The organism is Leifsonia sp. PS1209 (assembly GCF_012317045.1).
GTDB lineage: Bacteria > Actinomycetota > Actinomycetes > Actinomycetales > Microbacteriaceae > Leifsonia.
Map to the genome: position 1 here is coordinate 3,207,366 of NZ_CP051154.1, position 25,531 is coordinate 3,232,896.

A 25,531-nucleotide genomic window follows, 5' to 3' on the forward strand; every position below is an offset into this window, starting at 1 on the left:
CGACGACCCGCCCGCTAGTCGAAGAGCCTCCGGAACACGTTCGTGTCCGCCAGGTCGACGAGCTCGTCGCCGCGGCCGGACATGATCGTGCGCAGGGCGTAGAGCGTGAAACCCTTGACCTGCTCGGCCGTGATCGCCGGCGGGATGGACAGCTCCTGGCGGGCGGTGACCACATCCACCAGGGCCGGTCCGTCGTGGTCGAAGGCGGCGCGGAGGGCGGCCTGCAAGTCGTCCGGCTTCTCGACCCGCTGACCGTGGATGCCCATGGCGTTGGCGACGTCGGCGAAGTTCGGGTTGTCCAGCCCGGTGCCGAAGTTGACGAAACCGGCCGCCTTCATCTCCACCTCGACGAAGTTCAGCGACGAGTTGTTGAACACGACGATCTTCACCGGCAGCTTGTTCTGCCGCAGGGTGAGCAGTTCGCCGAGCAGCATCGCCAGCCCGCCGTCTCCGGCGAGCGCTACCACCTGCCGGTCGGGGAACGCCGACTGCGCGCCGATGGCGTGCGGCAGGGCGTTCGCCATCGTGCCGTGCGAGAACGAGCCGATCAGGCGGCGCCGCCCGTTCATCTCCAGGTAGCGGGATGCCCACACGACGGGCGAGCCGACATCCGGGATGAACACGGCGTCGTCGGTCGAGAGGTCGCTGATCAGCTTCGCGACGTACTGCGGGTGGATGGGCGTGCGGTTGCGGTCGTTCGTCGCGAGGTCGTCGAGCCCCTTGCGGGACTTGCGGTAGTGCGCGGTGGACGAGTCGAGGTGTTTGGTGTCGGTGCGGTCCTTGAGCAGCGGGAGCAGCGCATCCACCGTGTCCCGGACGCTGCCCACCAGGCCGAGGTCGACCGGGGTGCGCCTGCCCAGGTTCTCGCCGCGGATGTCGACCTGGATGATCTTGGCCTTCGACGGGTAGAACTGCTGATACGGGAAGTCGGTGCCGAGCATCAGCAGCACGTCGCAGCTCTCCATCGCCCGGTAGCCGGAGGCGAACCCGAGCAGGCCGGTCATGCCGACGTCGTACGGGTTGTCGTACTCGATGAACTCCTTGCCGCGAAGCGCATGGACGACCGGCGCCTTGAGCTTGTCCGCGATGGCGACCAGCTGCGGGTGAGCACCCTCTACGCCCGCTCCGCCCAGGATGGTGACCTTCTTGGCCGAGTTGAGCAGGTCGGCTGCCGCGTGCAGCTCGGCGTCGGCGGGCCGGGTGACGCGCGGCGAGAACGCGATCGGCGCCGACTTGCGGCGGCCGGTGCTGTCCTTCAGGAAGATCTCGCCCGGGATGACGACCACGGCGACGCCGCGACGCTCGATGGCGGTGCGCATCGCGATCTCGAGCACCCGCGGCAGCTGCTCCGGCACGCTGACCAGCTCGGTGTAGACGGCGGCCTCGCGGAACAGGTCCTGCGGGTGCGTCTCCTGGAAGTAGGTGCTGCCGATCTCCGGACCGGGGATCTGCGCGGCGATGGCGAGCACGGGAACCCTGCTCCTGTTCGCGTCGAACAGCCCGTTGATGAGGTGCAGGTTGCCCGGCCCGCAGCTTCCGGCGCAGACGGCCAGCTCTCCGGTCAGGGCGGCCTCTGCCGCAGCCGCGAACGCCGCGGCCTCCTCGTGCCGCACGTGCTGCCAGGCGACCGATCCGTTCCTGCGCAGCGCATCGGTGAACCCGTTGAGCGAATCGCCCGGCAACCCGTAGACGCGTTTCACCCCCGCGTCCTCGATGATCTCGACGATGGTGTCGGCGACGGTCGGCATAGTGCACTCCCTCGAATCGGCGGATGCGTCCAACGTACGCCGAGGAAGGGGGCCAGCGGGAGAGGCGCTGGGACGATGTGCAGGGTGCGGGTGCGCGGAGCGTGGCTGGGGTCGCCCTCAGCGCAGGTCGGCGAGCGTCGCCACCCGCACGGTGCCGCTCGCAGCCTCGGCGAGCGCTGGATCGAGGGCGATCAGCGCATCCGCCTGCAACTGCGTCACAGCGATGTACTCCGCCGGGAGCGTGTCCGGGAGGCCGAGCGCGTCCGCCAGTTTCCAGGCCGTCGCCTGGGAGACGCGGTCGCTCAGGTACCGGATGCGCAGCCCGCGCAGGTAATCGAGCCTGCGGGACGCGTCCTCCCTGGCAAGGTCGCCGCGCGCCACCGCCTGGTACAGCTGGGACAGCACCTGCGATTTGAGCAGGGCGGGCGCGACGAGGCTGTCCGCTGCGTCCACCACCGTCGCATCGGCAGCGAGGCGCAGCGCGGCGGGGGCGTCGATGACGTATCTGGGCATCCGGTGTCCTCCCGCTCGACGCAACGCTAAGCCTGTGGATGCGGCAGGGCAAGACCCGCGCGCAGACCGCACCACCGCATCCATTGCCCACGGCCGAACATGCGCGCACAATCACTGCATGAGCAATGAGGTGGACTACTTCGAGATCGGGTCGCCGGACCCGGAGGCGAGCACGGCGTTCTACTCCGGGATGTTCGGGTGGGAGATCGGGCCGCCGTCCCCTGCCGGCTACAGCATGGTCGGCGGGGACAAGGGCGGGTTGTGGGACACGAACGGCGTCGGGGGCGGGTCGTGGGCCGTGTTCTATGTGCACGTCGACGACGTCGCCGCGGCGGTCGAGCGGGCGACGGCGCTCGGGGCGACCGTCGCGCTGCCGCTGGTGGACAACGGGTCGATCCAGTTCGCGCACCTGCTCGACCCGACGGGGAACCGGTTCGCGGTCTGGCGCCCCAACAACACCGACTGAGAGGGGGCGTGAGCCGACAGACAGGTCGTTTCGCTAGACGATGCGGTCCGCGCGGAGATTCGGACAATGCACACAAGTCTCGATTACGGTGTGCTTACCCCCGTTACTCTCCCACACGACACTCGTCGTCGTCCCCATAGGAGAACCCACCTCATGGTCAAACAGGCGCGCGCCCAAGCCACCAGAGACGCCATCATCCTCGGCGCAGCCGAGACGTTCGAGCGCTCGGGTTACGGCCTCTCCTCGATCGCCGACATCGCCACAGCATCCTCCGTCACGAAGGGCGCGCTGTACTTCCACTTCCAGTCGAAGGACGACATCGCCAGGGCGGTGATCGACGAGCAGCACGAGCGAGCGTTCGCCTCCGGCTCCGAGATCATGGCGAAGAAGCTGCCGGCCCTGCAGACGATGGTGCTGCTCTGCGCCGGACTCGCCCAGCAACTGCTCACCGACCCGGTGGTCAAGGCCGGCATCCGGCTGACCACGGACAGGTCGGGGTTCGAGCAGCCCGTCGACGGCCCGTACGACGACTGGCTGCGCGCCGTCGAGGAACTCACCGTCCGCGGCATCGCGGAGGGCGACATCGTCGCGACGGTGGACCCGTCGATGTTCGCGCACTTCCTGATCCCGGCGTTCACCGGTGTGCAGCTGGTCTCGGAGACGCTCTCCGACCGCGCCGACCTGCTGCAGCGGGTCAGGGAGCTGTGGATCGTGCTCCTGCCCGGCATCGTGCCGCCGGAGAGGTACGAGGCGCTGTCGACGCTCCCCCTGCTCGTCCCTGAGGGCTGAACGTCGCGCCCGCCGTTACACTGACAGCGGGGATCGCCTCTGAATCATGGTGGCGAACAGCGACACCGGGAGGGGCCGATATGAGCGCAGCACGGAAGGCCAAAAGCAAACGCGCAGTGATGCGCATGGTCTACATCGATTTCTGGTCGGCACTCAAGCTGTCGTTCCTGGTGGCGGTCGTGCTGGCCGTGCTCACCGTGGTGATCGCCCTTCTGGTGTGGAGCGTGCTCGACAAGCTCGGCGCGATCGGCTCCCTCCGCGATTTCCTCGAGAGCATCGCGGGGACGCAGGGCTCTGCGCTGGTCTCCGACCTGACGTTCTCGAACATGCTCACGTTCACGCTGGTGGTCGCACTGCTCGAACTGATCGTGGTGTCAGCGCTCGGCGCGATCTTCGCCGCCCTGTTCAACCTGGCCACCCGCGTCGTCGGCGGCTGGAAGCTCACCTTCGGGAGCGACTGAACTCCAGCCCGCCCACCAGCAGGTCGACGCCGAACCGGAACGCCGCAGCGGGGTCGTCCTCGTCGATGCTGGATGCGGTCACACCGTCGGCGACCACGCCGAAGCTGTCGTACTGCATCCGCTGCTGCTCGTGCGAGACGTGCCCGAGGATGAAATGCAGCAACGCGGTCGCCGCACGGCCGCTGGTGTGGTCGTCGAACCCGCCGAGCGCGACGGCGGAGGCGAGCCGGTCGACGGCGGCGGTGGACCCGAGGCCGAGAGCGAACGTGCTGGAGACCACCTCGGCGCCGTCGCGGTAGGCGAGCAGCGCATCCCGGAGCGCGGCGGCCTCGGAGCGGACGGCGTGCATCCAGTCGGTGGGCGCGGTGGCGGTGGATGCGGTGGCGGTGGATGCGGGGGCGGTGGATGCGGGGGCCATTGCGGCGGGGCGGCCGTGGGAGACGATGCGGTCGGCGAGCTCGGCCAGCAGCGTCTGCTTGTTCGGGAAGTGCCAGTAGAGGGCGCTCGGCTGCACGTCGAGGGCCGCGGCCAGACGGCGCATGGTGAGATCGGGGAGGCCGTGGTCGTCCAGGATGCGCAGGGCCGTGCGCGCCACGTCGTCGCGGGTGTGCCGCCTGCCGGTGCTTTCCGTTTCCGTCACCCGATCAGTATAGTGAACGCTGTTCAGGTGAACAGTGTTCAGGTGCGAGCCTTCCGATGAACGGCGTTCCGGAGCAGCACCCGCACCCCGACCGTGAGGAAGCACCCATGTCCCGACCCGCCAGCACGCGCATCGACGCGACAGACATCGCCAGGATCGCGGTCTTCGCCGCCATCGTGGCCGTCCTCGGCCTCCCCGGCGGCTTCTCGGTGTTCGGCGCCGTCCCGATCACGGCGCAGACGCTGGGTGTGATGCTCGCCGGAGCGATCCTCGGACCGTGGCGCGGCGCCATCTCGATGCTGGTACTGCTCGCCCTGGTGGCGGTCGGCCTCCCCCTGCTCTCCGGAGGCCGCGGCGGCATCGGCGTCTTCGTCGGCCCGTCGGCCGGCTACCTGTTCGGCTGGGTGGTCGGCGCGTTCGTGATCGGCCTGATCGTGCACGCGGGCGGCCGCACCCCCACCTGGACGAGGACGATCGTCGGCATCGTCACCGGCGGCATCATCACGATCTACGCGTTCGGCATCCCGATCCAGGCACTCGTGACCCGCCTCCCCCTCGCGGAGACGGCGCTGCAGAGCACGGTGTTCCTGCCCGGCGACCTCATCAAGGCGGCGCTGGCGGTGGCCATCACGATGACGCTGGCGCGGGCATACCCACGGGCGTTCCGGACGCGCGGGCGCGTGCGGGCGGACGAGGAGCGCGAGCCGGTGCGCGACGAGGCCGGGGTGTCGTGACCGGGGTGATCGTGCCGCTGGTGGGGGCGGGTTCGGTGACCGCGGGTGCGGCGCGCGAGCTGATCGACCGCATCCACTCGGTGCGGGCTGCGGGCGATGTGCCGCTGGTCGGCGACGACCGGTGGCCGCAGGAGCAGTGGCGGCAGGTGCGCGCGACCGCGGAGACGGCGGGGCCGCTGCCGGGGATCGGGTGGGCGACGCTCACCTCGGGGAGCACCGGCGCGCCGCGGATCGTGGTGCGCACCGCGGAGTCGTGGTCCGCGTCGTTCGCCGCAGTGGATGCGCTGCTCGGCGTGCAGGACGGGGACGTGCTGGCGCTCCCCGCGCCCGCGGCATCGTCGCTGTCGCTGTTCTCGATCGCCCGGGCGGCGGAGGGCGGACCCGAGCTGCTGATGCCGGGAGGCCACGCGGTGGTCGCGAGCGACTTCGCCGACGCCACCCTGTTCCACGGGACGCCGCGCGCGCTCCGCACGATCCTCGACGCCGGCCCGGCCGCGACACCGCTGCTGCGGGCGGCGCTCGTCGGTGGCGCCGACCTGGATGCGGGAACGCGCGCCCGCGCGGAGGAGCGCGGCATCCGGGTGGTGGCGTACTACGGAGCGGCCGAGCTGTCGTTCGTCGCGGTCGACCACGGCGACGGACTGCGACCGTTCCCGGGGGTGGAGGTGGAGGTCCGCGACGGCGAACTGTGGGTGCGGTCGCCGTATGCGGCTTCGGGCTATCTGGGCGGCGACGGCCCGCTGCGGCGAGACGGCACCTGGTGCACGGTGGGCGACCGGGCGGAGATCGTGGATGGGCGCATCCGGTTGTCGGGGAGGGCGGACGACGCGATTCTCACGGCGGCGGCGACCGTCGTGCCCGCGGAGGTCGAGGCGGCGCTGCTCGGGTTGCGTGGCGTGACGGATGCCGTGGTGTTCGGGCTGCCGAACGACGGGGTCGGGGCACTGGTGGCTGCGGTGGTGGAGCTAGCGCGAGGTGGTGCGGAGGATGGGGTGCTCGCCGATGAGGTGCGCGCGCAGGCGCGTGCGGTGCTCGCGCCGACGCACGTCCCTCGGCGGTGGTTCGTTGTGGACGCGCTGCCCCGCACCGCGTCGGGGAAGCCCGCGCGGGCGGAGCTGCTGCGCAGCGTCCTCGCGGGTGAAGTGAGCGGACTGTGAGCGGCGATCCCGTCGTGGTGGCGGCACGCCGCACCCCGATCGCCACGCGCGGCCGGGGGCTCGCGGAGGTCACGGTGGACCGGCTCGCCGCGCCCGTGCTGCGCGCGGTGGTCGATGACTGGGCCGCCGCATCCACTCCCCCGCGTCCCATCCCTACCGTCGCGGACGTCGTTCTCGGCAACTGCATGGGCCCGGGCGGCAACCCGGCCAGGGTGGCGGCGCTGCTCGCGGGGCTCGGGGTCGGGGTGCCCGGCGTGACGGTGGACCGGCAGTGCGGGAGCGGGCTGGCCGCGGTCATCGAGGCGGCGAACGCGATTCGCGGGGGCGACGAGCGGCCCAGGATCGCGGGCGGGGTGGAGAGTGCGTCGACGGCGCCCGTGCGGTCGGTCGACGGCGTCCCGTACGACAGGGCGCCGTTCGCGCCGACCGGATTCCCCGACCCCGGCATGACGGAGGCCGCGGAGCGGTTGGCGGCGGAAGACCGCATCCCGCGGTCGCGTCAGGATGCGTACGCTGCGCGCGGCCGTCGCCGTGCGCTCGCGGCGGTGGCCGACGGGCGGTATGCGGGCGAGCTGGTTCCGGTGGAGGGGGTGTCGGGCGACGAGCTCGGCGCACCCGGCGCGGACGAGCGGGTGCTGGCCCGGTTCGCGCCGCTGTTCGAGGGCGGCAGCGTGACCGGCGGGAACTCGTGCAGAGTGAGCGACGGGGCGGCTGCGGTGCTGCTCGTGCCGGCGGCGTTGCGCGGGGCGGGTGTTCCGGGGCTGGCACTGCGGGCGCACGCGGTGGTCGGCTGCGATCCGGCGCTGCCCGGTGTGGGGGCGGCGGCGGCCATCCTCGAAGCGCTCGGGCGCGTGGGTGGCGCGGGCCGCACCGTGGCCGACGTGGCGGCGTTCGAGATCGTGGAGGCATTCGCGTCGCAGACCATCGCCGTGCTCGACCGGATCGGGGTGGCCGACGACGACGTCCGCGTCTGCGCCGACGGCGGTGCGCTGGCGCTCGGGCATCCGTGGGGTGCGAGCGGGGCGGTCGCCGTGGTGCGGCTGTTCAGCAGGCTGGTGCGCGGTGGGGCTCCCCCTGGGACGCTCGGCGTCGCGGCGGCGTCCGTCGGCGGCGGGATGGGCGTCGCGGCCGTGTTCGAGGTGGTGCGATGAGCGCCATCGCCCTCGACCACCTCACCGTGCGGCTCGGCGAGACCGTCGCGCTCGACGATGTGAGTGTCGCGCTCGACGCATCCAGGATCGCCGTGGTCGGCGCCAACGGGTCGGGCAAGTCCACGTTCGCGCGCGTGCTGGCCGGACTCGTGGCGCCCAGCTCCGGGAGCATCCGGGTGCACGGGCTCGACCCGGGCAGGCAGGCTCCCGCGTTGCGGCGGCTGGTGAGTGTGGTGTTCAGCAACCCGGATGCGCAGATCATCATGCCGACGGTGGCGGAGGACGCCGCGTTCTCCCTCCGCAGCGAGCGTCTGCCGGCCGCCGAGTCCGCCGCTCGGGTGGCCGACGCCCTCGACCGGTTCGGGCTGACCGGGCTCGCCGACCGCGCCGCCCACGACCTGTCCGGCGGGCAGAAGCAGCTGCTCGCGCTGTGCGGGGCGTTCATCCGGCGGCCGCAGCTGGTGATCGCCGACGAGCCGACGGCCTACCTGGATGCGCGCAACGCCCGCCGCGTGGCCGAGCACCTGTTCGAGGACGCCGGGCACCAGCTGGTGCTGCTCACCCACGACCTGCGATTGGCGGAGCGGTGCGAGGTGGCCGTGCTATTCGACGCAGGGCGCATCGCGGCGGTGGGCGCTCCGGCGGACGTGATCGCCGAGTACGAGGCGAGCCTGCGATGGTGACCCTCTACCGCCCCGGCACCGGCTGGATGCACCGCGCCCCGGCCGGACCGAAGGCCGCCGTGCTGCTCGCGGTCGTGCTCGCCGTCTCCTTCCTGCCGTCCACCTGGTGGGCGGCCGGGGTCGCCGCGGCGATCGCCGTGGTCGGCTACCTCGTCTGCGGGCTCGGGATGCGGGAGCTCGGCCGGCAGGTGGTCGCGGTCCGCTGGGTGGTGCTCATCACGCTGGTCGGTCAGCTGATCTTCCTCGACGCGGAGGCGGCCGTTGCGAACACGGCGCGCGTCGTCACCGCGATCCTGCTCGCCGGGATGCTCGTCCTCACCACCCGCGTCGCCGCGCTCCTCGACGCGTTCGAGCGTGGGCTGCGACCGTTCGAGCGTCTCGGGGTGGACGCACAGCGCGTCGCCCTGATGCTCGCAGTCACCATCAACACGGTGCCGGTGCTGTCCCGGCTCGCGGCCGGGGTGCGGGAGGCACAGCGCGCCCGCGGAGCCAGGCCGGGTATCGTCGGCTTCGTGATCCCGTTCCTCGTCGTCTCGCTCAAACACGCCGACGACCTCGGTGATGCCCTCACGGCGCGAGGCGTCCGATGACCGGGATGCGCGTGCTCGGTCCGACCGTCGACGACCAGACCCGGTGCATCCACTACCGGACGGAACTCGACGTGATCGCCATCCGGTTCGCGTGCTGCGGCGAGTACTACCCGTGTCATCTGTGCCACGCGGAGGCGGCCGACCACCCGGCGGAGCAGTGGCCGCTCGACCGGCGCGACGAACCCGCGGTGCTGTGCGGGGTGTGCGAGCACGAGCTGACCGTCGCCGAGTACCTCGGGGTGGATGCCTGCCCGGCGTGCGGCGCGGCGTTCAACCCGGGGTGCAAACTGCACACCGAGCTGTACTTCGAGGTCTGACGCGACGGGTGGTCGGGGTCAACCCTTCACGGAACCACGACCACCTTCCCGCGCACCGCCCCTGACGCGACCAGGTCGATGGCCTCGCCGGCGCGGTCGAGGGGGAGCACCGCATCCACCATCGGCGTGAAGGCTCCGGCGTCGACGAGGTCGGCCAGGTCGGCGAGGTCGGACGCGTTCTCTTTCGAGACCAGGCCGATCAGCCGCTGGCGGACGAACCGGTTGGCGACGGCAGCGGCGAGCACTCGCTCCATGCCGCCGAGGACCGGGCCGCCCATCCCTCCGACGATGACCAGGCTGCCCGACGGCGCCAGGATGCTGCGCAGGCTGGACAGTCGCCGGTCGCCCGCCGTGTCGATGATCGCGTCCCAGCGGCGGCCGGTCGCCGTGACGTCGGCGGCGCGGTAGTCGATGACCTCCGCCGCGCCGAGACCGCGCACGAACTCGGCCTTGGCCGTGCTGCACACTCCGGTGACCGTCGCGCCCGCGGCGACGGCGAGCTGCACGGCGTAGTGGCCGACGCCGCCGGATGCTCCGAGCACCAGCACGCTCCCTCCCGCGGGGACGGCCGCGGCGCGCAGCGCCTGCAACGCGGTCACCGCCGAGACGGGGACCGCGGCCGCCTGCTCGTAGCCGATGGATGCGGGCAGCCGCACGAGCGCGGACCGCGGCGCGCGCACGAACTCGGCGAACGCACCGTCGGCCGAGCCGAACACGTCGTCGCCGGGCCGCAGATCGGTCACCTCGGCGCCGACCGCCGAGACGCGGCCGGCGAACGCGAGGCCGCGCACCCGCGCCTTGGGGCCGCGGACACCGAAGCCGATCAGCCGCATCAGGTACGGGCGGCCGGTCATCAGGTGCCAGGTGCCCGCATCCACTCCGGCGGCGCGCACGGCGACGACGACATCGGTGGGGCCTGCAACGGGGACGGGGACGGTCTCGACGCGGAGGGCATCGCTGGTTCCGTACGCGTGCTGCACGACGGCGGACATCGTCGTCGCTGTTGCGGTGTCGCTCATGGGGTCCTCGATTCGGTGGAGGGGCGCGGGCGCGCTCAGCCTTCGGGGTACTGGAACACGTCGTCGAGCGGCACCCCGAATACGCGCGCGATCTGGAACGCCATTTCGAGCGATGGCGAGTACCGGCCCTGCTCGATGGCGATGACCGTCTGCCTGGTCACTCCGACCCGCTCGGCCAGCTCGGCCTGCGTCATCTCGTCCGCCGCGAACCGTAACGACCGGATGCTGTTGGTCACCCTGGTGGGCTTCACCATGCCGGCAGCCCCTTGCGGTAGGCGACCAGCGTGGCGATGGAGCCGACGACCGCGGAGAGCACGAACATCAGGTAGACGACGTTGGCGATCCAGAACCAGTCGGCGCGGACCAGGGCGAGCAGGAGGGCGGCGACGGCGCCGATGATGACGAACGCCTGACCGACCCTGTCGCCGAACGCCTTGACCTCGCGGTCGCGCTGGTCACGCCGGTCTGCGCCCCTCGGCGATGCCAGGCCGATCACGATGCCGGCGACGATGCCGGCCACGATCGCGCCGCCCACCGTCCAGAGCAGGATGGGCGCGTAGTCCACGTCGGTGAGCGGAGCGCCGGCCGCGGTGCCGAACAGCACAGCCAGGTAGGTGGTGTACCCGGCGATCGCGATCACCAGGAACGCCCACGCGTTCTTCTCGTCGTACGTCATCTCAGCTCCCATGTCAAACAAACCTGACATGATCAAAGTAAAGCAAACTCCACTCCATGTCAATGATTCTTGACACGTGATGGAAAGCGAGTGGCCCCGGACGTCCGCCGTGCGCGGAGGTCCGGGGCCACTCGGTTGGCTACGCCTGCGAGCCGCGCCTGCGCGCGACGATCAGCAGCACGACGAATCCGCCGAGGATGCCGAGCAGTGCAGCACCGAACGCCGGCGCCAGGTCGGCGCCCGTGTTCGCGAGACCGGACTGGATGACGCCGTTACCGCCACCCGAGCCCGCCGCGCCGTTGCCGTTGCCGGTGCCGGTGGCGGGGTCGCCCGGCGTGCCGGGGTCGCCAGGCGTGCCGGGGTCGCCGGGGCCGGTCGCCGCCGCCACCGTGATGGCGGTCCAGCCGATCACGTCGCCGTTGGCGTCCTGCACCGCGATCCGGTGCTCACCGGCGGGCAGGTCGGCGGGCAGGGTCACCGTGAGCTGACCGCTGGCCGGGACCTGCATCCACCCGCCGCCGAGCTTCTGCGGGGTGGAGTGCACCCACGCGGAGACCCAGCTGCCGGAGAAGGCCGAGCCGACGTTGATCGTCACCGTGCCGCCGGGGTGGAACACCCCGTGGTCGCTGCCGAGCGCCTGGATCAGGTCCTTGAGCGCCTGGATCAGGTCCTCGATGGCGGCCGCGATGGGGTTCGTCGGCGGCTTCGGGTGCGTGCCGGGTCCGGTCGCGTCCGCGACCAGCAACGGCACACGCACCGTCGTGCCCGAGTCGGGCGCGCGCAGCACGAGCACGCTCGCTCCCGCCGCATCCGCCGGGACCGTGAAGCTCACGGTCGCCGCTCCGTCCGCATCCACCGGGATGGACGGGAGCGTGGCTGCGCTGCCCTGCCAGGTGAGGTCCAGCGAGGTGTTCGCCGGGCTGCCCAGGGAGGTCAGGTTGAGCTTCGACACCTGGAAGGTGACCTGCTGGCCACGGTCGAGGGTGCCGGTCGGCACGCCGGAGACGGCGACGCCGCGGCGCTCGAAGCTGGGCGAGAGCGGGCTGTTCGCGGTGATGTACGCGATCCAGGCGTCGCGGTCGATCAGGCCGGAGTCCTTCGTGTTCGCACCCTGCGCGAAGGCACGGAAGTTGTCTCCGCCCTGCAGCAGGAAGCTGAACGATCCGATCCGGTAGGACTTCGCCGGGTCGATCGGGGCTCCGTTGACCAGGATGCTCGTGATGCGGTCACCGGCGGCGCGGGCTGCGTCGTAGGTGTAGCTCACGTTCTTCGACAGGCCGAGGTTGAGGAACGGACGGCTCGGGACGGACCCGTCCGCGTTCGTCTGCCACTGCTGTTCGAGCGCCTGCTTGAACTGCGCGCCGGTGAGGCTCGTGGTCCACAGGTTGTTCACGAACGGGAGCACCGCGTTGGCCTGTGCGTACGTGACGGAGCCGTCGGTGCCCTTCAGCAGTTCGGCCCGCAGTCCGCCCGGGTTGACCACGCCGATCTCCGCGCCGCCGAGGTCGGGGGCGGAGAGCGTCGACACCAGCGAGTCTGCGACGAGGTTGCCGAGCGTCGACTCGGACATCCGGTCGTCGCGGGCCGCGCCGATGTACGCCGTGGTGATGTCGGCGGTCACGGAACCGATCTTCTGGTTGCCGATCACCGCCGCGTCGGCGAGCGCCTTGTCGACGATGGTCTTCACCGCAGCGACCCGGGGGTACGCGGCGACGAGGTCGCTGTCGGCGTCGGTCGTGCGCGCCACGTTGGCCGCGGTGTATCCGGTGACCTTTTTGGTGTCGCCGTCGACCGAGAGGGTGATCTGGCCGATGTTCTCTCCGTAGCTCCCGGTCTGGACGATCGGCCTGGTGGCACCCGAGACGCCGGGGATCGGCGCATCCCACGCGTACTGCTTGTGCGTGTGACCGGTGAAGATCGCGGACACCTTCGCCGAGGTCTTGGTCACGATGTCGGCGAACGCTCCGCCGGCCGCGACCTCCTTGTCGAGCGTCGCACCGTCCGGCGTGCCGAAGCCTGCGCCCTCGTGGTATTCGGCGACGATCACGTCGGCCTCGCCGTTGGACGTGTTGCCGTCCGTCAGCTTCGCGGCGACGCGGTTGACGGCGGCGACGGGGTCGCCGAAGTCCAGCGATGCGACGCCGCCCGGCGACACGAGCGTCGGGGTCTCCTGCGTCACGGCTCCGACCACGGCCACCTTCAGCCCGTCCACGGTGAAGGTCGCGTACTCCGGCAGCGCCGGCGTGGTCGTGCCCTTCGTGTAGACGTTCGCACCGAGGTAGCTGAAGTCGGCGGCGGAGGTGACCCGGCCGGTGAGGTCGGAGAAGCCCTTGTCGAACTCGTGGTTGCCCACGGCGCTCGCCTTCAGGCCGAGCGTGTTGAGCACCTCGATCGTCGGGAGGTCACCGGCGGACGCCGAGGCGAACAGCGACGCCCCGATGTTGTCGCCGGCGGAGAGGAAGAGTGTGTTCTGCTCCCCCGCTGCCGCACGCAGCTTCTCGATGGTTCCGGCGAACTTGACCGTGTTGCTGTCGATCCGACCGTGGAAGTCGTTGATGTTCAGCAGGTTGACGGTCTTCGCGCCGGCGCCGAGCCCCATCCCGATGACGATCGGGTCGTGGTCGCTCGACCGGTACTGGTCTGCGACGTAGAAGTTGGTCGCGTTGTAGTTGTACCGGCTGTACTCGAGCGCGATGGACTCACCGGAGTTGATGTTCCAGACGTCCGCGCCGGTGATGACCGCATTGGCGGCAGGAGAGGCGAGGACGTGGTCGAGCGAGCCGACCGTGCCACCGAACGAGTACGTCGCCTTGGTGGTGCGGGTGTGCACCTGGTCGATGTACCCGGCGTCGGTGATGACCTTGATCGGGTCTTCGTTGAGGTAGGCGTTGAAGTCGCCGATCAGCAGCACCTTGTCGGAGCCGAGCGTGGACTTCAGCGTGTTCGCGAACCCGACGAGCGCCGTCGCCTGGGCGACTCTGGAGGCGTTCGACGCACCCTGCCCGTCACCCTGGTCGGCGTCGGCTCCCGTTCCCGACCCCTTCGACTTGAAGTGGTTCACGACCGCGATGAACGCCGAGGAGTCCGGCGTGCCGACCTTCTTGAACGCCTGGGCCAGCGGCTGGCGCGCATTGGCGAACGCCGCATCCATCAGGATGCGCGACTCGCCCACCGGCACAGCGTGCGCCTTCTTGTAGATGAACGCGGTGCGGATGACGTCCTCGCTGGACGGCACGGCTGCCGGAGACGGCACGAACGCCCAGACCTGGCTGCCCGCCGCGGTGTTGAGCGCGGTGACCAGCTTCGAGAGGGCGTCGTCGCGGTTCTTGCCGAAGCGCGCGGAGTTCTCAATCTCTTCGAGGGAGACGACGTCGGCGGAGAGCCCGTTGATGGCCGCGACGATCTTGTCCTGCTGGCGCTTGAGGTTGGCGGCGTCCGCTGCTCCTCGCGCGTCGCATCCACTGTTCACCGTGATGTTGTTGCCGTCGCGGTCGGTGTAGAACGTGCAGCCGGTGAGCTGGTCGCCGGTGGTGGTGAAGTAGTTCAGCACGTTGAAGGTGCCCAGCTTCAGGTCGCCGCCCACGGCGGCCGGGGCGGCGGCGCGGGTGTTGCCGAAGGTGACCGGCTGCACCGTGGATGCGGTGGCCGGCGTCAGCTCGGAGGTGGGCTGGAACTTCCACACGTTGTTGCGGAAGTCGAGGACGACCGGCTTCGTGAAGGTGACCGGCGCGCCGACGCGCACGGGCGCGGTGACCGACAGGTACGGCAGCGGCTTGGCCTTGTTGGCCGCGCTGAGGAAGTTGGTGGACGCTCCGTCGTCGAGCGTGACGGCGCGGGCGGCGTTGTCCGCCACCGCCGCCGCGTACTCCGGCGTGCCGGGGCGTGCGGTCTCCGTTGGCTGGACCAGCGGCGTCTCTCCGGCCGCGAGGCCGATCTCGCCGTACTGGTTCGTGGAGTACACGTCGGTGACGGTGAACGCGCCCTGCGGTGCGAGCAGCATGCCCTCGAGGGACTCGCGCTGCGCTGCGGTCGCCGGGAGGCCGACAGTCGCGGGAGCAGGGGCGGTGAGTCCTGCGGGGTCGAGCGCGACGACACCGGCAGCAGATGCCGGGGTGATCTCGGTGAGGCCGGCGAACTCGCTGACGGCGCCGGTGACCTGCACGTACTGGCCGACGGTGACCGCTGCGGTGGCCGCGGAGCCGTAGACGTAGACCGCGTCGGAGGCCTGGTGCATCGCGAGGTCGATCGCGCCGCCCGTGCCAGGGGTCTGGATGTAGAAGCCGTTGAAACCGCCGGTCGCGTACGCGGCCGTCACGAATCCGCTGGTGGTGACCGTCGTGCCCGCCTTCGGGCTGACATCGGTGGTGCCCTGCACCTCGGCGATCGGGATGCTGTCACCGGCCGGTGGGCTCGGGTCGCCTCCCGTGCCGGGGTCGGTGCCTCCGGGCGCAGGCTCCGTGGCCGGGCCGCCCGCGGGCGTCGCGGCGTTCTGCGGCGTGATGGTGGCCGTGAGGGTGAGGTCAGCGCTGTTGTCGTCGCTGTCCCAGAACCCGGTGCGGGTGAGCGACTTCACGTCGGTGTTGCCCGCCGGCGCTGCGGCGGCCTTCGTCTCGAACGTGTTCGACGTGCCGTAGCCGACGAGGTCGACGATCCCGGATGCGTTCCTCGCGTCGCCGACGGGCGGCGTCACCGCGGTGGCGGTGTTCGAGAGGATGACGGTACCGCCGGAGCCGGACGGGTTGAGCGTGCCCGTCGCATCCGGAGTCGGAAGAGCCGCGCCGTTCGCCCCGTTCGAGCTGCCCTGCACGAGGTAGTAGCCGTACGCGGCGATGCTGCCGGTGAGAGCGGTGAGGCCGGTGGCCGCCGCCGTGCCCGTGGCCGGGCGGTACTGCACCGACCAGCCGTCGACAGTGACGGGCTGGCTCGACGGGTTGTAGAGCTCGACGAACTTGTTGGAGTACGCGGCGCCCGCGCTTCCCCCTGACAGGTACACCTCGTTGATGACGACGCTCGTGGCGTCGACGCTGGCGGTGGCCGGCACCGCAGTGAGAGGTGCGGCAGCGAGCCCGACCCCCACAGCGGCTGCGGTGGCGATCTGCCACGCTCTGCCGAATCTTCTCAACATGCTTCTCCTCGGTCGGGACTGGTCGGACGGCTGGGTCCTGGCACACCGTATGGAGCGCAGTGAACCGGACCGTGACTCCTGAGTGAACGTACAGACAACACCCCCTGTTCGAGGGTGCTCATTCGAGCACGGGTTCCGGCTGATCTACTCACATGTGACATTGAATCACGGGCCACCGACACACGAAGGGGCGATGGTCCGGCATGATGGCACCATGCGGATCGAAGAGATCGCCCAGTTCAGAGCGCTGGCGGCAGACGGACATCTGGCCGACACAGCGGACACTCTCGGCGTCTCCCAGTCCACGCTGACCAGGACCATCGCCAAGCTCGAGGCGGAGATGGGCGTCGAGCTCTTCGACCGCAAGAAGAACCACCTTGAGCTGAACCAGTACGGCGAGATCCTGCTCGCCCACGGCATCCGGGCGCAGACCGAGCTGGAGGAGGCCCGCGCGCGCATCGACGCACTGCGCGACCCGTCGGCGGGCACGGTGTCCGTCGCGTACGTGTCGTCGTTCGGCCACTGGCTGATCCCGCGCGTGGTGAGCGAGTACCGCGCACTGTTCCCTGACATCCGGTTCGTGCTGCGCGGAGGGACGGCGGACACGGTGCTGGATGCGCTGCGCGAGGGAGCGGCCGACCTCGCCTTCACCAGCCCGGACCCCCGGGACCGCGAGATCGAGTGGCGACCACTGACCTCCGAACGACTGGCGGTCGGGGTGCCGGATGCGCATCCACTGGCCGGACGCGCGGTGATCGACGTGGACGACCTCGAACCGTTCGAGTTCGTCGCGCTGCGCACCGGATCCGGGCTGCGGCACATCGCCGACGCATACTTCGCCCGGCGCGGGATCGTGCCGAACATCGTGCTGGAGGTCACCGAACTGGTGACGCTGCAGGCACTGGTGCGCGACGGGGTCGGGATCGCGCTGCTGCCGGACTCCTCGACCGAGCCGGGCGTGACGCTGGTGCCGCTGGCGGAAGAGGCGGTGCGCGTGATCGGGCTCGCCAGGAACCTGGCGCGCAGCGAATCGGCCGCCGCGTCGCAGTTCGCACGGTTCGTGCGCGAGGAGCTGGGGCTGGACGGGCGGCGGCAGGGCGCCCAGCGGTAGGGCGGGCTGCGACAACGCTGCTCGCGCCGGTGTCGGTCGCCGCGGTTACGCTTCCCGCATGACTGGCACCACCCCGTGCGCCGTCGTCGCCGGTGGCGTCGCGTGCACGAACCCCGCGCATCCCGGGGCGCCGCTGCCGCTCTGCCTGCAGCACCTGCTCGTCGCGGCCGACTGGGTGGCCGACGAGTACGGCCAGATGGATGCGCTGCCGTCGCCGTGCGCGCTCTGCGGCTCGCGGCTGGGGGTGCGCTACCCGTCCGGCTGGCTGTGCGCGGTGTGCGAATGGCGGGTGGGCGAGACCGTGTCCGGCGAGCTGCCGCCGCCGCGGGTGGACGTGGTCTACTACCTGCGATTCAGGGACAGGGTGAAGATCGGCACCACTGCCAATCCGCGCGTGCGGTTCTCGAGCCTGCCGCACGACGAGGTGCTCGCGTTCGAGCGCGGCGACCGGGCGCTCGAACAGCGCAGGCACGCGCAGTTCGCCGCCCACCGCATCCCGCGCACCGAGTGGTTCGAGCGCACCGATGACCTGGATGCGCACCTCGCCGCCGTGAGCGCGGGTGTCACCGATCCGTGGTCGCTGCTGGCGTTGTGGCGGAGTCAGGCGATCGCGTTGCGGGGATAGGAGACGCGACGGTCGACGTCACCGTGGCGATCAGCCAGTCCCGGTAGCGCTCGTACGTCCACCCGCTCTGCTGCACGAGCTGCTGGTGGCCCTCGGGCGACATGAGGAAGGAGAGCACGTCGGCGAGCGCCTGGAGGTCGTCGTCGGACGCGGCCCGCGCATCCACTGCCCCGCGGGAGGCGAGGAGGCCGACCAGGCGGCGGTAGTCGGCGTGGCGGCGGTCGAGCAGCGAGGCGAGGACCTCTCCGACGTGGGCGTCCCCTGCCGCGGCGGCGAGGAAGGCCGCCCAGAGGCCGCTGGTCCTGGCGTTCGCCTCGGCGATCATGCCGACCATCGCCGTGAGGAATTCGCCGGTGTCTTCGATGCCCATGATCGCGGCGACCTCCGGCCGCTCGCTCAGCGACTCCTCGCCGGCGCTCCCGGCGAACGCGAGCTCGAACGCGCCGAGCAGCAGGGCGCGTTTCGGGCCGTGCACCTTCACACTTTCGACCGAGACCCCGGCGCCTGCGGCGATGTCGGCGAGGGAGGCGCCGGTGTATCCCTTGGCCGAGAACACCTCGAATGCGGAGGCGAGGATGCGCTGCCTGGTCTGCCGCGCCTGCTCCTCGCGGAGCGTCGAGCGGTACTGCCGCGGGGCGACGTTCTCCGAATCAGCCATTGACTACCCTTCGTGTGTAGTGAATACTATCAGCGTTCATCAAACTCTAAACCCGAATGCGAGCATCCCATGACCACCCTCCTCCTCTGCAGCACACCGGTCCACGGCCACGTGATCCCGCTGCTCGCCGTCGCCAGGCACCTCGTCGACCGCGGCCACCGCGTCCTCTTCCTCACCGGCGGCCGCTACGCCGCGCGCGTCATCGCCACCGGCGCCACCTTCCTCCCGCTCCCCACCGAAGCCGACTACGACGACACCGACATGGATGCGGCCTTCCCCGGCCGCGTCGGACTCACCGGCCCGGCGGGCATCCGGTACGACATGACCACGATCTTCCTGCGCCCGGCCAGCGCGCAGCTCGCCGCCGTCGACGCGATCGTCGCCGAGCACGGGGTGGACGTCGTGCTGGCGGAGAGCCTGTTCCTCGGCGCCGCCCTGCTCTCCACGCGGCCCCGCGCATCCCGGCCCGCTGTGGTCAACCTCGGCATCGTGCCGCTCGGGCTGAAGAGCAAGGACGTGGCTCCGCTCGGGCTCGGGGTCCAGCCGAAGCCCGGGATCGGCGGGCGCCTGCGGAACGCCGCCCTCACCGCCGTCGCGGAGAAGATCATCTTCGCGCCGGTGCAGAAGGCGGCGAGCAGGATCGCGCACGAGGCGACCGGCGCATCCCTCGACGGGTTCATCCTCAACTGGCCGGCGCACGCGGACGCCGTGGTGCAGTTCACGGTTCCGGAGTTCGAGTACCCGCGCTCCGACCTGCCGTCGACGGTCCACTTCGTCGGGCCCGTCTCCCGCACCCGGCCGTCGGATACGCCGCTCCCGGCCTGGTGGGACGACCTCGCGGACGGGCGCCCGATCGTCCACGTCACCCAGGGGACCGTCGCCAACCGCGACTTCGGCGACCTGCTGCTGCCGACCATCCGGGGCCTGGCGGGCGACGACGTGTGGGTGGTCGCCAGCACGGGAGGGCGGCCGGTCGCCGAACTGGATGCGGACCTGCCGCCGAACGCGCGCGTCGCCGCCTACCTGCCGTACGACGCGCTGCTCCCGCGCACCTCGGCGTACGTGACGAACGGCGGGTACGGCGGCGTGCACTACGCGATGGAGCACGGCGTCCCCGTCGTGATCGCGGGGACGACGGAGGACAAGGTGGAGGTGTCTGCGCGCGTGGCGTGGTCGGGCGTCGGCGTGAACCTCGCGACGAACCGCCCGACCGACGCGGCGGTGGCCGGGGCGGTGCGGACGGTGCTCGCGGAGCCGGGATACTCCGAACGCAGCGCGGCCATCGGGGACGCGATCCGCGCATCCACGGGGCTGGCCGGACTGGAACGCGCCGTCCTGGGGCTGGTGGATGCGGCGGGCGGCACCCGCACTCATTCGTCGCGTCGCTGAATCGCAGAAACGCGCGCTGTTGGATTCGATGAATGGCGCTGCGTACGATCGGAGAAGGCAGACCACCGTCGCTCGGCCACCCCACCACCGCCGAACGATCTTCGAGGAGTCGCCATCACCGAGTTCCGCATCGAGCTGGTCTCTCGCGACGAGCTCGGCTCCATCGTCACCCTGTTCACGTCGCACGGCGCCGTCGACGCCGCGACGGCCGCTGCCGAGATCGCGAACGGCACGGCCACCTACGTGACAGGGCCGGACAGCTACGTGCGCGCCGTCGTCAGCCCCATCTCGTCGCCGGTCGGGCCGTATCTCTACGTGAACTGGGACGGCACCCGTCGCAACAACCTGCACGACCTGTCGACGGGCAGGCGGGCGCCGCTGCCCCGCCGGTCGGCGGCGGCGGCGCGTGCGGCGGCGCGGGATGCGGCGGCTGCAATGGCGCGGGACGCGGCGGCGCAGGACGCGACGGCGGCGCAGGCCGCGACGGCGGCGCAGGGCGCGTGGATGCGCATCCTCACCTCCCTCACGCGCCCGGCGACCCTGCCGCGCCGGCGCCCGACCCTCTTCGCCCCGCTCTTCCTCGACCTCCTCCGCCCCCACGGCATCACGCCGCGCCGCAGCACGAGACACCAGTAACTGCGCCACATCCCGGGCGTTTCGCGACAGTTACTGGCATCTCGCCGCCGCGTTAGGGCGCGACGGCGGCGACGGCCTCGACTTCGACGAGCTGGTCGGGGTAGCCGAGAACGGTGACGCCGAGCAGCGTGCTCGGCACGTCGTGGTCGCCGAACGCCGCCCGGACGACGGCCCACGCCGTGCCGAGGTCCTCGCGACGGGCCGACGCAACGAGCACCCGCGTGCTGATCACATCGCCGAGCGACGCGCCGGCCGCATCCAGGGCCGTCACCAGGTTCGCGACCGCCGCCTCGGCCTGCGCAGCGTAGTCGCCGACGCCCACTGTCGACCCGTCGAACGCGAGCGGACACGCCCCGGCCAGGAAGATGTACCGGCTGCCCGCCGGGGCCGTCGCCGCATACGCGTACTCGGCGATCCCGGACAGTCTCTCCGTGCGGATCAGCTCGACCCTGCCAGCCGTCATCGTGCCTCCCTCGCAGCCCGACCACGGTACCGCACCCCGGATGCGCCGCTAGGCTCTGCCGCATGGATGCGACATGGCTGCGGTCCCCGGAGGAACCGACCTGGGATCGCGGAGGGCAGACGGTGTACCGCGTGCGCCTCTGGGCTCGACCGCCGGAGCCGTACACCGGCTGGAACCTCGACGACTGGGAGGTCACCGCCACCGCCGTGACAGAGGTCATCGCCTGGGCGGAGCAGGAAGCCGCGCGCCTCAGGGGCGGGCGGTGCGAGGTCTTCGTGCAGGCGACAGACCACGGCACCCTCCGCGACGGCACGCTCGCCGAGCAGGTGCACCACATCCGGGTGTACGGGGAGCCAGCGGACACCGCCGCGACGGAGACTGTGCTGACGTTCCGGACGGAGTGACCGCCGCGCGTCAATCCGGCGCGACGGAACGCGACGCCAGCACGGCCCAGTCGTGCTCGAAGAGCTGGGTGAAGTATGCGGCGATCTCGGCGTTTTCGAGGATCACGCCCGCATCCCGGTTGGTCAGCGTCCCGGCCGGCGACCAGTTCTGGCTGCTGACGAGCGCGGCCCGGCCGTCGACGACGATGCCCTTGTTGTGCACGTTGTTCTGCAGCTTCACCCTGTTCACGACGTCGAGGCCTTCGGCCTGCAGTTTCTCGAGGTAGCCGGCCGTCTCGAACTGGCTCATGATGATGCGCACGTCGACTCCGGCCTGCTGACGGTCGATCACCGCGTGGATCAACGCGAGGAACTCGGCGGGGGCGTCCGCGACCGTCTTCGGCAGTTCGATGTACTGGAACTGCATCAGCAGCGATGTCGTGGCGCTCCGGATGAGGTCCAGGATGTGCGGGGCGTAGCTGCCAGCATCCGGGGTGAGCAGCGGCGTCACCGTCAGCTGCCGCTCGGCGGTGTCTGCAGCGAAGAAGCGCTGGTACGGCGGCGTGGTCGCGAGCGGGGCGAGCAGGGCCGGGACAGGCCCGGCGGCCGGAGTGGTGGCCTGGTGCTGCGCGGCGACAGCGAGGTCGTTGAGCAGGAAGGCCTCGAAGGTTCGCGCGAGTTGCTCGTTCTCGATGACGACGTGCCAGTCGCGGTCGCCGGAGCGGGCGGCCTCGGCGTCGGCCGGCGTGGTGACCGGGTCGATGTCCGGCTGGTTCGAGTTGTTCCAGTTGCCGCTGGACAGCCAGACGGCGGACGAATCCCGCACGGCGACCTTGATGTGGTACGCCGACGGGAAGATCCAGGCGGCGGCGAGCGGGTCCATCCTGGAGAGCGCCCACGCCTGCGTGAGGTGGTCGCCGAAGGCGGTGGCGAGGGCTGCGACGGTCTGCTCGTCGGTCTGGTCGGCGGTGGGATTCTTGGCGGGATGGTCGAGGACGAGCCGCACGGTTCGGCCCGCGAGGACGGTTTCGACGGTCTGCAGGATGTGCCGCGAGGTGAAGTCGTAGAGGCCGACGGTGAGGGTCTCGCGCACCCCGGAGAGGAACGCGCCGAGCGTCGGCCAGCCGGAGTCCGGACTCGCGCTCAGCGTCACGCGCATGGTACCGGAGACCGGGGCGAGGGCGGCGCCGGGCGGGGGCGCGTACGGGAGCTGGGTTTTGGCGGCGGCGGCGAAGTCGACGCGGGGGACGATGGATGCGCCGGGCGCCGGATGCGGCGCCGCCGACCGCGCCCGTCAGGTCGTACTCGTCGGCGAACTCCGGCACCGCGCCGCGATCGGGCGCTGGCCCCGCCGTGCGCGCGAAAGCGGCGGGCTCGGTCAGCATGCGCTCCTTGGCCGCCGACGCAACGCGCACATCCACGGGGAGGCCATCCACCTCGGCCGGCAGGGCGGCGCGCAGGGTGGGGAGCGACGCATCCCGTGCGATCGTCACCACGATGGCCGGGGTGTCCGTGATCCACCCGTCGGCCAGCAGGTAGCCCGGTCGCACGCTGAGGGCACCGGGGACGGCGAACTCGGGGAGGTGCTCGCGGATGACGGAGCCGATGTGTTCGGCGTTCAGGTTCGGCATACCCCTGGCTTACTCCGCGAGACGGCACAGCGCCAGCACCCGCGAGATACCAGTTTCTGTCGCCGATCCCGGGCGTGTTGCGACAGTTTCTGGCATCTCGTAAACCCGCTGAATACGTGCAATTCTGTGGCATCTAGGATGAGGCGCACAGCCAGACAGATGGAGATCGCACCATGAGCACCGACGCGCCGACCGCCGCACACCGCGCCGATAGTCACGACCTGATCCGCGTGCAAGGGGCGCGCGTCAACAACCTCAAAGACGTGAGCGTCGAGATTCCGAAACGGCGGCTGACGGTCTTCACCGGCGTCTCCGGCTCCGGCAAGAGCTCGTTGGTGTTCGGCACCATCGCGGCCGAGTCGCAGCGGATGATCAACGAGACGTACAGCGCGTTCGTGCAGGGCTTCATGCCGACGCTCGCCCGGCCCGACGTGGATGTGCTCGACGGCCTGACCACGGCGATCATCGTCGACCAGGAGCGGATGGGGGCGAACGCCCGGTCGACGGTCGGCACGGCCACCGACGTGAACGCGATGCTGCGCATCCTGTTCAGCAGGCTCGGTCAGCCGTACATCGGGTCGCCGCAGGCGTTCTCGTTCAACGTCGCGTCGGTGTCCGGCTCCGGCGCCATCACCATCGAGCGCGGAGAGGCCACCACGAAGGAGCGGCGCAGCTTCACGGTCACCGGGGGGATGTGCCCACGCTGCGAGGGCATGGGCAGCGTCAACGACATCGACCTCACCCAGCTGTTCGACGAGACGAAGTCGCTGGCGGAGGGTGCACTGACCATCCCGGGGTACACAGCGGACGGCTGGAGCGTGCGCATCTTCACGGGCTCCGGATTCCTCGACGCCGACAAGCCGATCAAGGACTACACGAAGAAAGAGCTGCACGACTTCCTCTACCGCGACCCGGTCAAGGTGAAGATCGGCGACATCAACCTCACCTACGAGGGTCTGGTGCCCAAGCTGCAGAAGTCGATGCTGTCGAAGGACCGCGAGGCGATGCAGCCGCACATCCGCGCGTTCGTCGACCGCGCCGTCACGTTCACCACCTGCCCGGACTGCGGCGGCACCCGGCTGAGCGAGGCCGCCCGCTCGTCGAAGATCGGCGGCATCAGCATCGCCGACGCGTGCGCCATGCAGATCAGCGACCTCGCCGAGTGGGTGAACGGGCTCGACGAGCCGTCCGTCGCTCCCCTGCTGAGCGCGCTGCGGCAGACCCTCGAATCGTTCGTGGAGATCGGCCTCGGCTACCTGTCCCTCGACCGGCCGGCGGGCACGCTGTCCGGCGGAGAAGCGCAGCGCACGAAGATCATCCGGCACCTCGGCTCGTCGCTCACCGACGTGACCTACGTGTTCGACGAGCCGACGATCGGGCTGCACCCGCACGACATCCAGCGCATGAACGAGCTGCTGCTCCGCCTGCGCGACAAGGGGAACACCGTGCTCGTGGTCGAGCACAAGCCGGAGATGATCGCCATCGCCGACCACGTCGTCGACCTCGGGCCGCGCGCGGGCACCGCGGGCGGGACGATCACATACACCGGCAGCCTCGACGGCCTCCGCGCGAGCGACACCCTCACCGGCCACCACCTCGACGACCGCGCCACCCTCAAAGACACGGTGCGCACCCCCACCGGCACACTCGCCATCCGCGGCGCGAGTTCCCACAACCTGCGCGACGTGGATGTGGACATCCCGCTCGGGATGCTCGTGGTCGTCACCGGCGTCGCCGGCTCGGGCAAGAGCTCGCTCGTGCACGGGTCGATCCCGGCCAGCGAAGGCGTGATCTCCATCGACCAGGCGGCGATCCGCGGCTCCCGCCGCAGCAACCCCGCCACGTACACCGGCCTGCTCGACCCCATCCGCAAGGCCTTCGCGAAGGCCAACGGCGTGAAGCCCGCGCTGTTCAGCTCCAATTCCGAGGGCGCCTGCCCCAACTGCAACGGCGCTGGCGTGATCTACACCGATCTCGGCATCATGGCCGGGGTCTCCACGGTCTGCGAGGTCTGCGAAGGCAAGCGGTTCCAGGCCTCTGTGCTCGAGTACAAGCTCGGCGGCAAGGACATCAGCGAAGTGCTGGCGATGTCCGTCACCACCGCCGACGAGTTCTTCGGCAGCGGCGAGGCGCGCACGCCCGCCGCCCACAGCATCCTGAGCAGGCTCGTGGATGTGGGACTCGGCTACCTGAGTCTGGGCCAGCCGCTCACGACCCTCTCCGGCGGGGAGCGTCAGCGCCTCAAACTGGCGACCCACCTCTCCGAGCAGGGCGGCGTGTACGTGCTCGACGAACCGACCACCGGCCTCCACCTGGCCGACGTGGAGCAGCTGCTCGGACTCCTCGACCGCCTGGTCGACTCCGGCAAGTCGGTGATCGTGGTGGAGCACCACCAGGCCGTGATGGCGCACGCGGACTGGATCATCGACCTCGGCCCCGGCGCCGGCCACGACGGCGGGCTGGTGGTGTTCGAGGGCACACCGGCGGAGCTGGTGGCAGCCAAATCGACGCTCACCGGGCAGCACCTGGCGGCATACGTGGGGGCGTAGAGAAGCGGCCACTCGCG

Annotated in this window: 26 protein-coding genes; 16 read left to right on the plus strand and 10 right to left on the minus strand. The window is 70.8% G+C overall.

Annotation, left to right across the window (positions count from 1 at the left end):
- Positions 1 to 14 precede the first annotated feature (14 nt).
- Together poxB and HF024_RS15265 are read right to left on the minus strand one after the other, a co-directional pair.
- The gene (gene poxB / locus HF024_RS15260) at positions 15 to 1,748 is read right to left on the minus strand and encodes a ubiquinone-dependent pyruvate dehydrogenase (RefSeq protein ID WP_168690089.1); all 1,734 of its coding nucleotides are present in this window, start codon (positions 1,746 to 1,748) and stop codon (positions 15 to 17) included.
- Positions 1,749 to 1,865: 117 nt separating this feature from the next.
- A complete protein-coding gene (locus HF024_RS15265) occupies positions 1,866 to 2,261 on the minus strand; it encodes a type II toxin-antitoxin system VapC family toxin (protein ID WP_168690090.1) in 396 nt (131 codons plus the stop codon).
- Between the two features lie 118 nt (positions 2,262 to 2,379).
- Here HF024_RS15265 and HF024_RS15270 point away from each other — a divergent pair, with 118 nt between their 5' ends.
- From HF024_RS15270 to HF024_RS15280, 3 genes are all read left to right on the plus strand, one after another.
- On the plus strand, positions 2,380 to 2,727 hold the full coding sequence (locus HF024_RS15270; RefSeq protein WP_085368883.1) for a VOC family protein: 348 nt from the start codon (positions 2,380 to 2,382) through the stop codon (positions 2,725 to 2,727).
- A 153-nt stretch (positions 2,728 to 2,880) separates the two neighbouring features.
- Positions 2,881 to 3,516, plus strand: a complete 636-nt coding sequence (locus tag HF024_RS15275) for a ScbR family autoregulator-binding transcription factor (RefSeq protein ID WP_168690091.1) — start codon at positions 2,881 to 2,883, stop codon at positions 3,514 to 3,516.
- A gap of 80 nt (positions 3,517 to 3,596) precedes the next feature.
- On the plus strand, positions 3,597 to 3,977 hold the full coding sequence (locus tag HF024_RS15280; RefSeq protein ID WP_085368885.1) for a DUF3566 domain-containing protein: 381 nt from the start codon (positions 3,597 to 3,599) through the stop codon (positions 3,975 to 3,977).
- Here HF024_RS15280 and HF024_RS15285 read toward each other — a convergent pair.
- Positions 3,958 to 4,617 carry a TetR/AcrR family transcriptional regulator C-terminal domain-containing protein gene (locus HF024_RS15285; RefSeq protein ID WP_168690092.1) on the minus strand — a complete coding sequence of 220 codons (660 nt, stop codon included), beginning with the start codon at positions 4,615 to 4,617 and terminating at the stop codon, positions 3,958 to 3,960. The two genes, HF024_RS15280 and HF024_RS15285, sit on opposite strands and share 20 nt — an antisense overlap.
- Before the next feature lie 107 nt (positions 4,618 to 4,724).
- Here HF024_RS15285 and HF024_RS15290 point away from each other — a divergent pair, with 107 nt between their 5' ends.
- Genes HF024_RS15290 through HF024_RS15315 form a run of 6 tightly spaced genes read left to right on the plus strand, consistent with a single transcriptional unit; the run spans position 4,725 to position 9,249 of the window.
- Complete coding sequence (locus HF024_RS15290) at positions 4,725 to 5,351, plus strand: biotin transporter BioY (RefSeq protein ID WP_168690093.1); 627 nt, start codon at positions 4,725 to 4,727, stop codon at positions 5,349 to 5,351.
- Positions 5,348 to 6,508 (plus strand): fatty acid--CoA ligase family protein, encoded by a 1,161-nt coding sequence (locus HF024_RS15295; RefSeq protein WP_247597139.1) that lies wholly within the window; start codon positions 5,348 to 5,350, stop codon positions 6,506 to 6,508. The genes HF024_RS15290 and HF024_RS15295 overlap by 4 nt, the downstream gene beginning before the upstream one ends.
- Positions 6,505 to 7,659 carry a thiolase family protein gene (locus HF024_RS15300; protein WP_168690094.1) on the plus strand — a complete coding sequence of 385 codons (1,155 nt, stop codon included), beginning with the start codon at positions 6,505 to 6,507 and terminating at the stop codon, positions 7,657 to 7,659. The genes HF024_RS15295 and HF024_RS15300 overlap by 4 nt, the downstream gene beginning before the upstream one ends.
- Positions 7,656 to 8,342 (plus strand): ABC transporter ATP-binding protein, encoded by a 687-nt coding sequence (locus tag HF024_RS15305; protein WP_168690095.1) that lies wholly within the window; start codon positions 7,656 to 7,658, stop codon positions 8,340 to 8,342. The genes HF024_RS15300 and HF024_RS15305 overlap by 4 nt, the downstream gene beginning before the upstream one ends.
- Positions 8,336 to 8,932 carry an energy-coupling factor transporter transmembrane component T gene (locus tag HF024_RS15310; protein WP_168690096.1) on the plus strand — a complete coding sequence of 199 codons (597 nt, stop codon included), beginning with the start codon at positions 8,336 to 8,338 and terminating at the stop codon, positions 8,930 to 8,932. Before HF024_RS15305 ends, HF024_RS15310 begins: the two co-directional genes overlap by 7 nt.
- Positions 8,929 to 9,249, plus strand: coding sequence for a CHY zinc finger protein (locus HF024_RS15315; RefSeq protein ID WP_210723963.1), 321 nt, complete (start codon positions 8,929 to 8,931; stop codon positions 9,247 to 9,249). Before HF024_RS15310 ends, HF024_RS15315 begins: the two co-directional genes overlap by 4 nt.
- A gap of 26 nt (positions 9,250 to 9,275) precedes the next feature.
- Here HF024_RS15315 and HF024_RS15320 read toward each other — a convergent pair whose 3' ends face one another.
- The 4 genes from HF024_RS15320 to HF024_RS15335 form a co-directional block, all read right to left on the minus strand.
- Positions 9,276 to 10,268 (minus strand): NAD(P)-dependent alcohol dehydrogenase, encoded by a 993-nt coding sequence (locus tag HF024_RS15320; RefSeq protein WP_247597140.1) that lies wholly within the window; start codon positions 10,266 to 10,268, stop codon positions 9,276 to 9,278.
- Between the two features lie 35 nt (positions 10,269 to 10,303).
- Entirely contained in the window at positions 10,304 to 10,522 is a 219-nt protein-coding gene (locus HF024_RS15325) for a helix-turn-helix transcriptional regulator (protein WP_210723964.1), read from the minus strand.
- Complete coding sequence (locus HF024_RS15330; RefSeq protein ID WP_168690097.1) at positions 10,516 to 10,944, minus strand: hypothetical protein; 429 nt, start codon at positions 10,942 to 10,944, stop codon at positions 10,516 to 10,518. The genes HF024_RS15325 and HF024_RS15330 overlap by 7 nt, the downstream gene beginning before the upstream one ends.
- 139 nt (positions 10,945 to 11,083) lie before the next feature.
- Positions 11,084 to 16,069 carry an ExeM/NucH family extracellular endonuclease gene (locus HF024_RS15335; RefSeq protein ID WP_168690098.1) on the minus strand — a complete coding sequence of 1,662 codons (4,986 nt, stop codon included), beginning with the start codon at positions 16,067 to 16,069 and terminating at the stop codon, positions 11,084 to 11,086.
- 214 nt (positions 16,070 to 16,283) lie between these two features.
- Between HF024_RS15335 and HF024_RS15340 the strand changes: the two genes are divergently transcribed.
- Together HF024_RS15340 and HF024_RS15345 are read left to right on the plus strand one after the other, a co-directional pair.
- Complete coding sequence (locus HF024_RS15340) at positions 16,284 to 17,180, plus strand: LysR substrate-binding domain-containing protein (RefSeq protein ID WP_168690099.1); 897 nt, start codon at positions 16,284 to 16,286, stop codon at positions 17,178 to 17,180.
- Positions 17,181 to 17,238: 58 nt separating this feature from the next.
- Positions 17,239 to 17,805 carry a GIY-YIG nuclease family protein gene (locus HF024_RS15345; protein ID WP_168690100.1) on the plus strand — a complete coding sequence of 189 codons (567 nt, stop codon included), beginning with the start codon at positions 17,239 to 17,241 and terminating at the stop codon, positions 17,803 to 17,805.
- Here HF024_RS15345 and HF024_RS15350 read toward each other — a convergent pair.
- A complete protein-coding gene (locus tag HF024_RS15350; protein ID WP_168690101.1) occupies positions 17,744 to 18,463 on the minus strand; it encodes a TetR/AcrR family transcriptional regulator in 720 nt (239 codons plus the stop codon). The genes HF024_RS15345 and HF024_RS15350 overlap by 62 nt on opposite strands.
- Before the next feature lie 69 nt (positions 18,464 to 18,532).
- Between HF024_RS15350 and HF024_RS15355 the strand changes: the two genes are divergently transcribed.
- Positions 18,533 to 19,852 (plus strand): nucleotide disphospho-sugar-binding domain-containing protein, encoded by a 1,320-nt coding sequence (locus HF024_RS15355; protein ID WP_168690102.1) that lies wholly within the window; start codon positions 18,533 to 18,535, stop codon positions 19,850 to 19,852.
- A gap of 243 nt (positions 19,853 to 20,095) precedes the next feature.
- Positions 20,096 to 20,488, plus strand: coding sequence for a hypothetical protein (locus tag HF024_RS15360; RefSeq protein ID WP_168690103.1), 393 nt, complete (start codon positions 20,096 to 20,098; stop codon positions 20,486 to 20,488).
- 52 nt (positions 20,489 to 20,540) lie between these two features.
- On the opposite strand, the gene HF024_RS15365 is transcribed toward HF024_RS15360, so the two are convergent.
- Positions 20,541 to 20,951, minus strand: a complete 411-nt coding sequence (locus HF024_RS15365; RefSeq protein WP_168690104.1) for a Rid family hydrolase — start codon at positions 20,949 to 20,951, stop codon at positions 20,541 to 20,543.
- Between the two features lie 62 nt (positions 20,952 to 21,013).
- Between HF024_RS15365 and HF024_RS15370 the strand changes: the two genes are divergently transcribed.
- On the plus strand, positions 21,014 to 21,355 hold the full coding sequence (locus tag HF024_RS15370; protein WP_168690105.1) for a hypothetical protein: 342 nt from the start codon (positions 21,014 to 21,016) through the stop codon (positions 21,353 to 21,355).
- Between the two features lie 10 nt (positions 21,356 to 21,365).
- On the opposite strand, the gene HF024_RS15375 is transcribed toward HF024_RS15370, so the two are convergent.
- Complete coding sequence (locus HF024_RS15375; protein WP_168690106.1) at positions 21,366 to 22,487, minus strand: phospholipase D-like domain-containing protein; 1,122 nt, start codon at positions 22,485 to 22,487, stop codon at positions 21,366 to 21,368.
- Between the two features lie 239 nt (positions 22,488 to 22,726).
- Between HF024_RS15375 and HF024_RS15380 the strand changes: the two genes are divergently transcribed.
- Positions 22,727 to 22,873, plus strand: a complete 147-nt coding sequence (locus HF024_RS15380; RefSeq protein ID WP_168690107.1) for a hypothetical protein — start codon at positions 22,727 to 22,729, stop codon at positions 22,871 to 22,873.
- 265 nt (positions 22,874 to 23,138) lie between these two features.
- Positions 23,139 to 25,514, plus strand: a complete 2,376-nt coding sequence (locus tag HF024_RS15385; RefSeq protein WP_168690108.1) for an excinuclease ABC subunit UvrA — start codon at positions 23,139 to 23,141, stop codon at positions 25,512 to 25,514.
- The last annotated feature ends 17 nt before the right edge of the window (positions 25,515 to 25,531 follow it).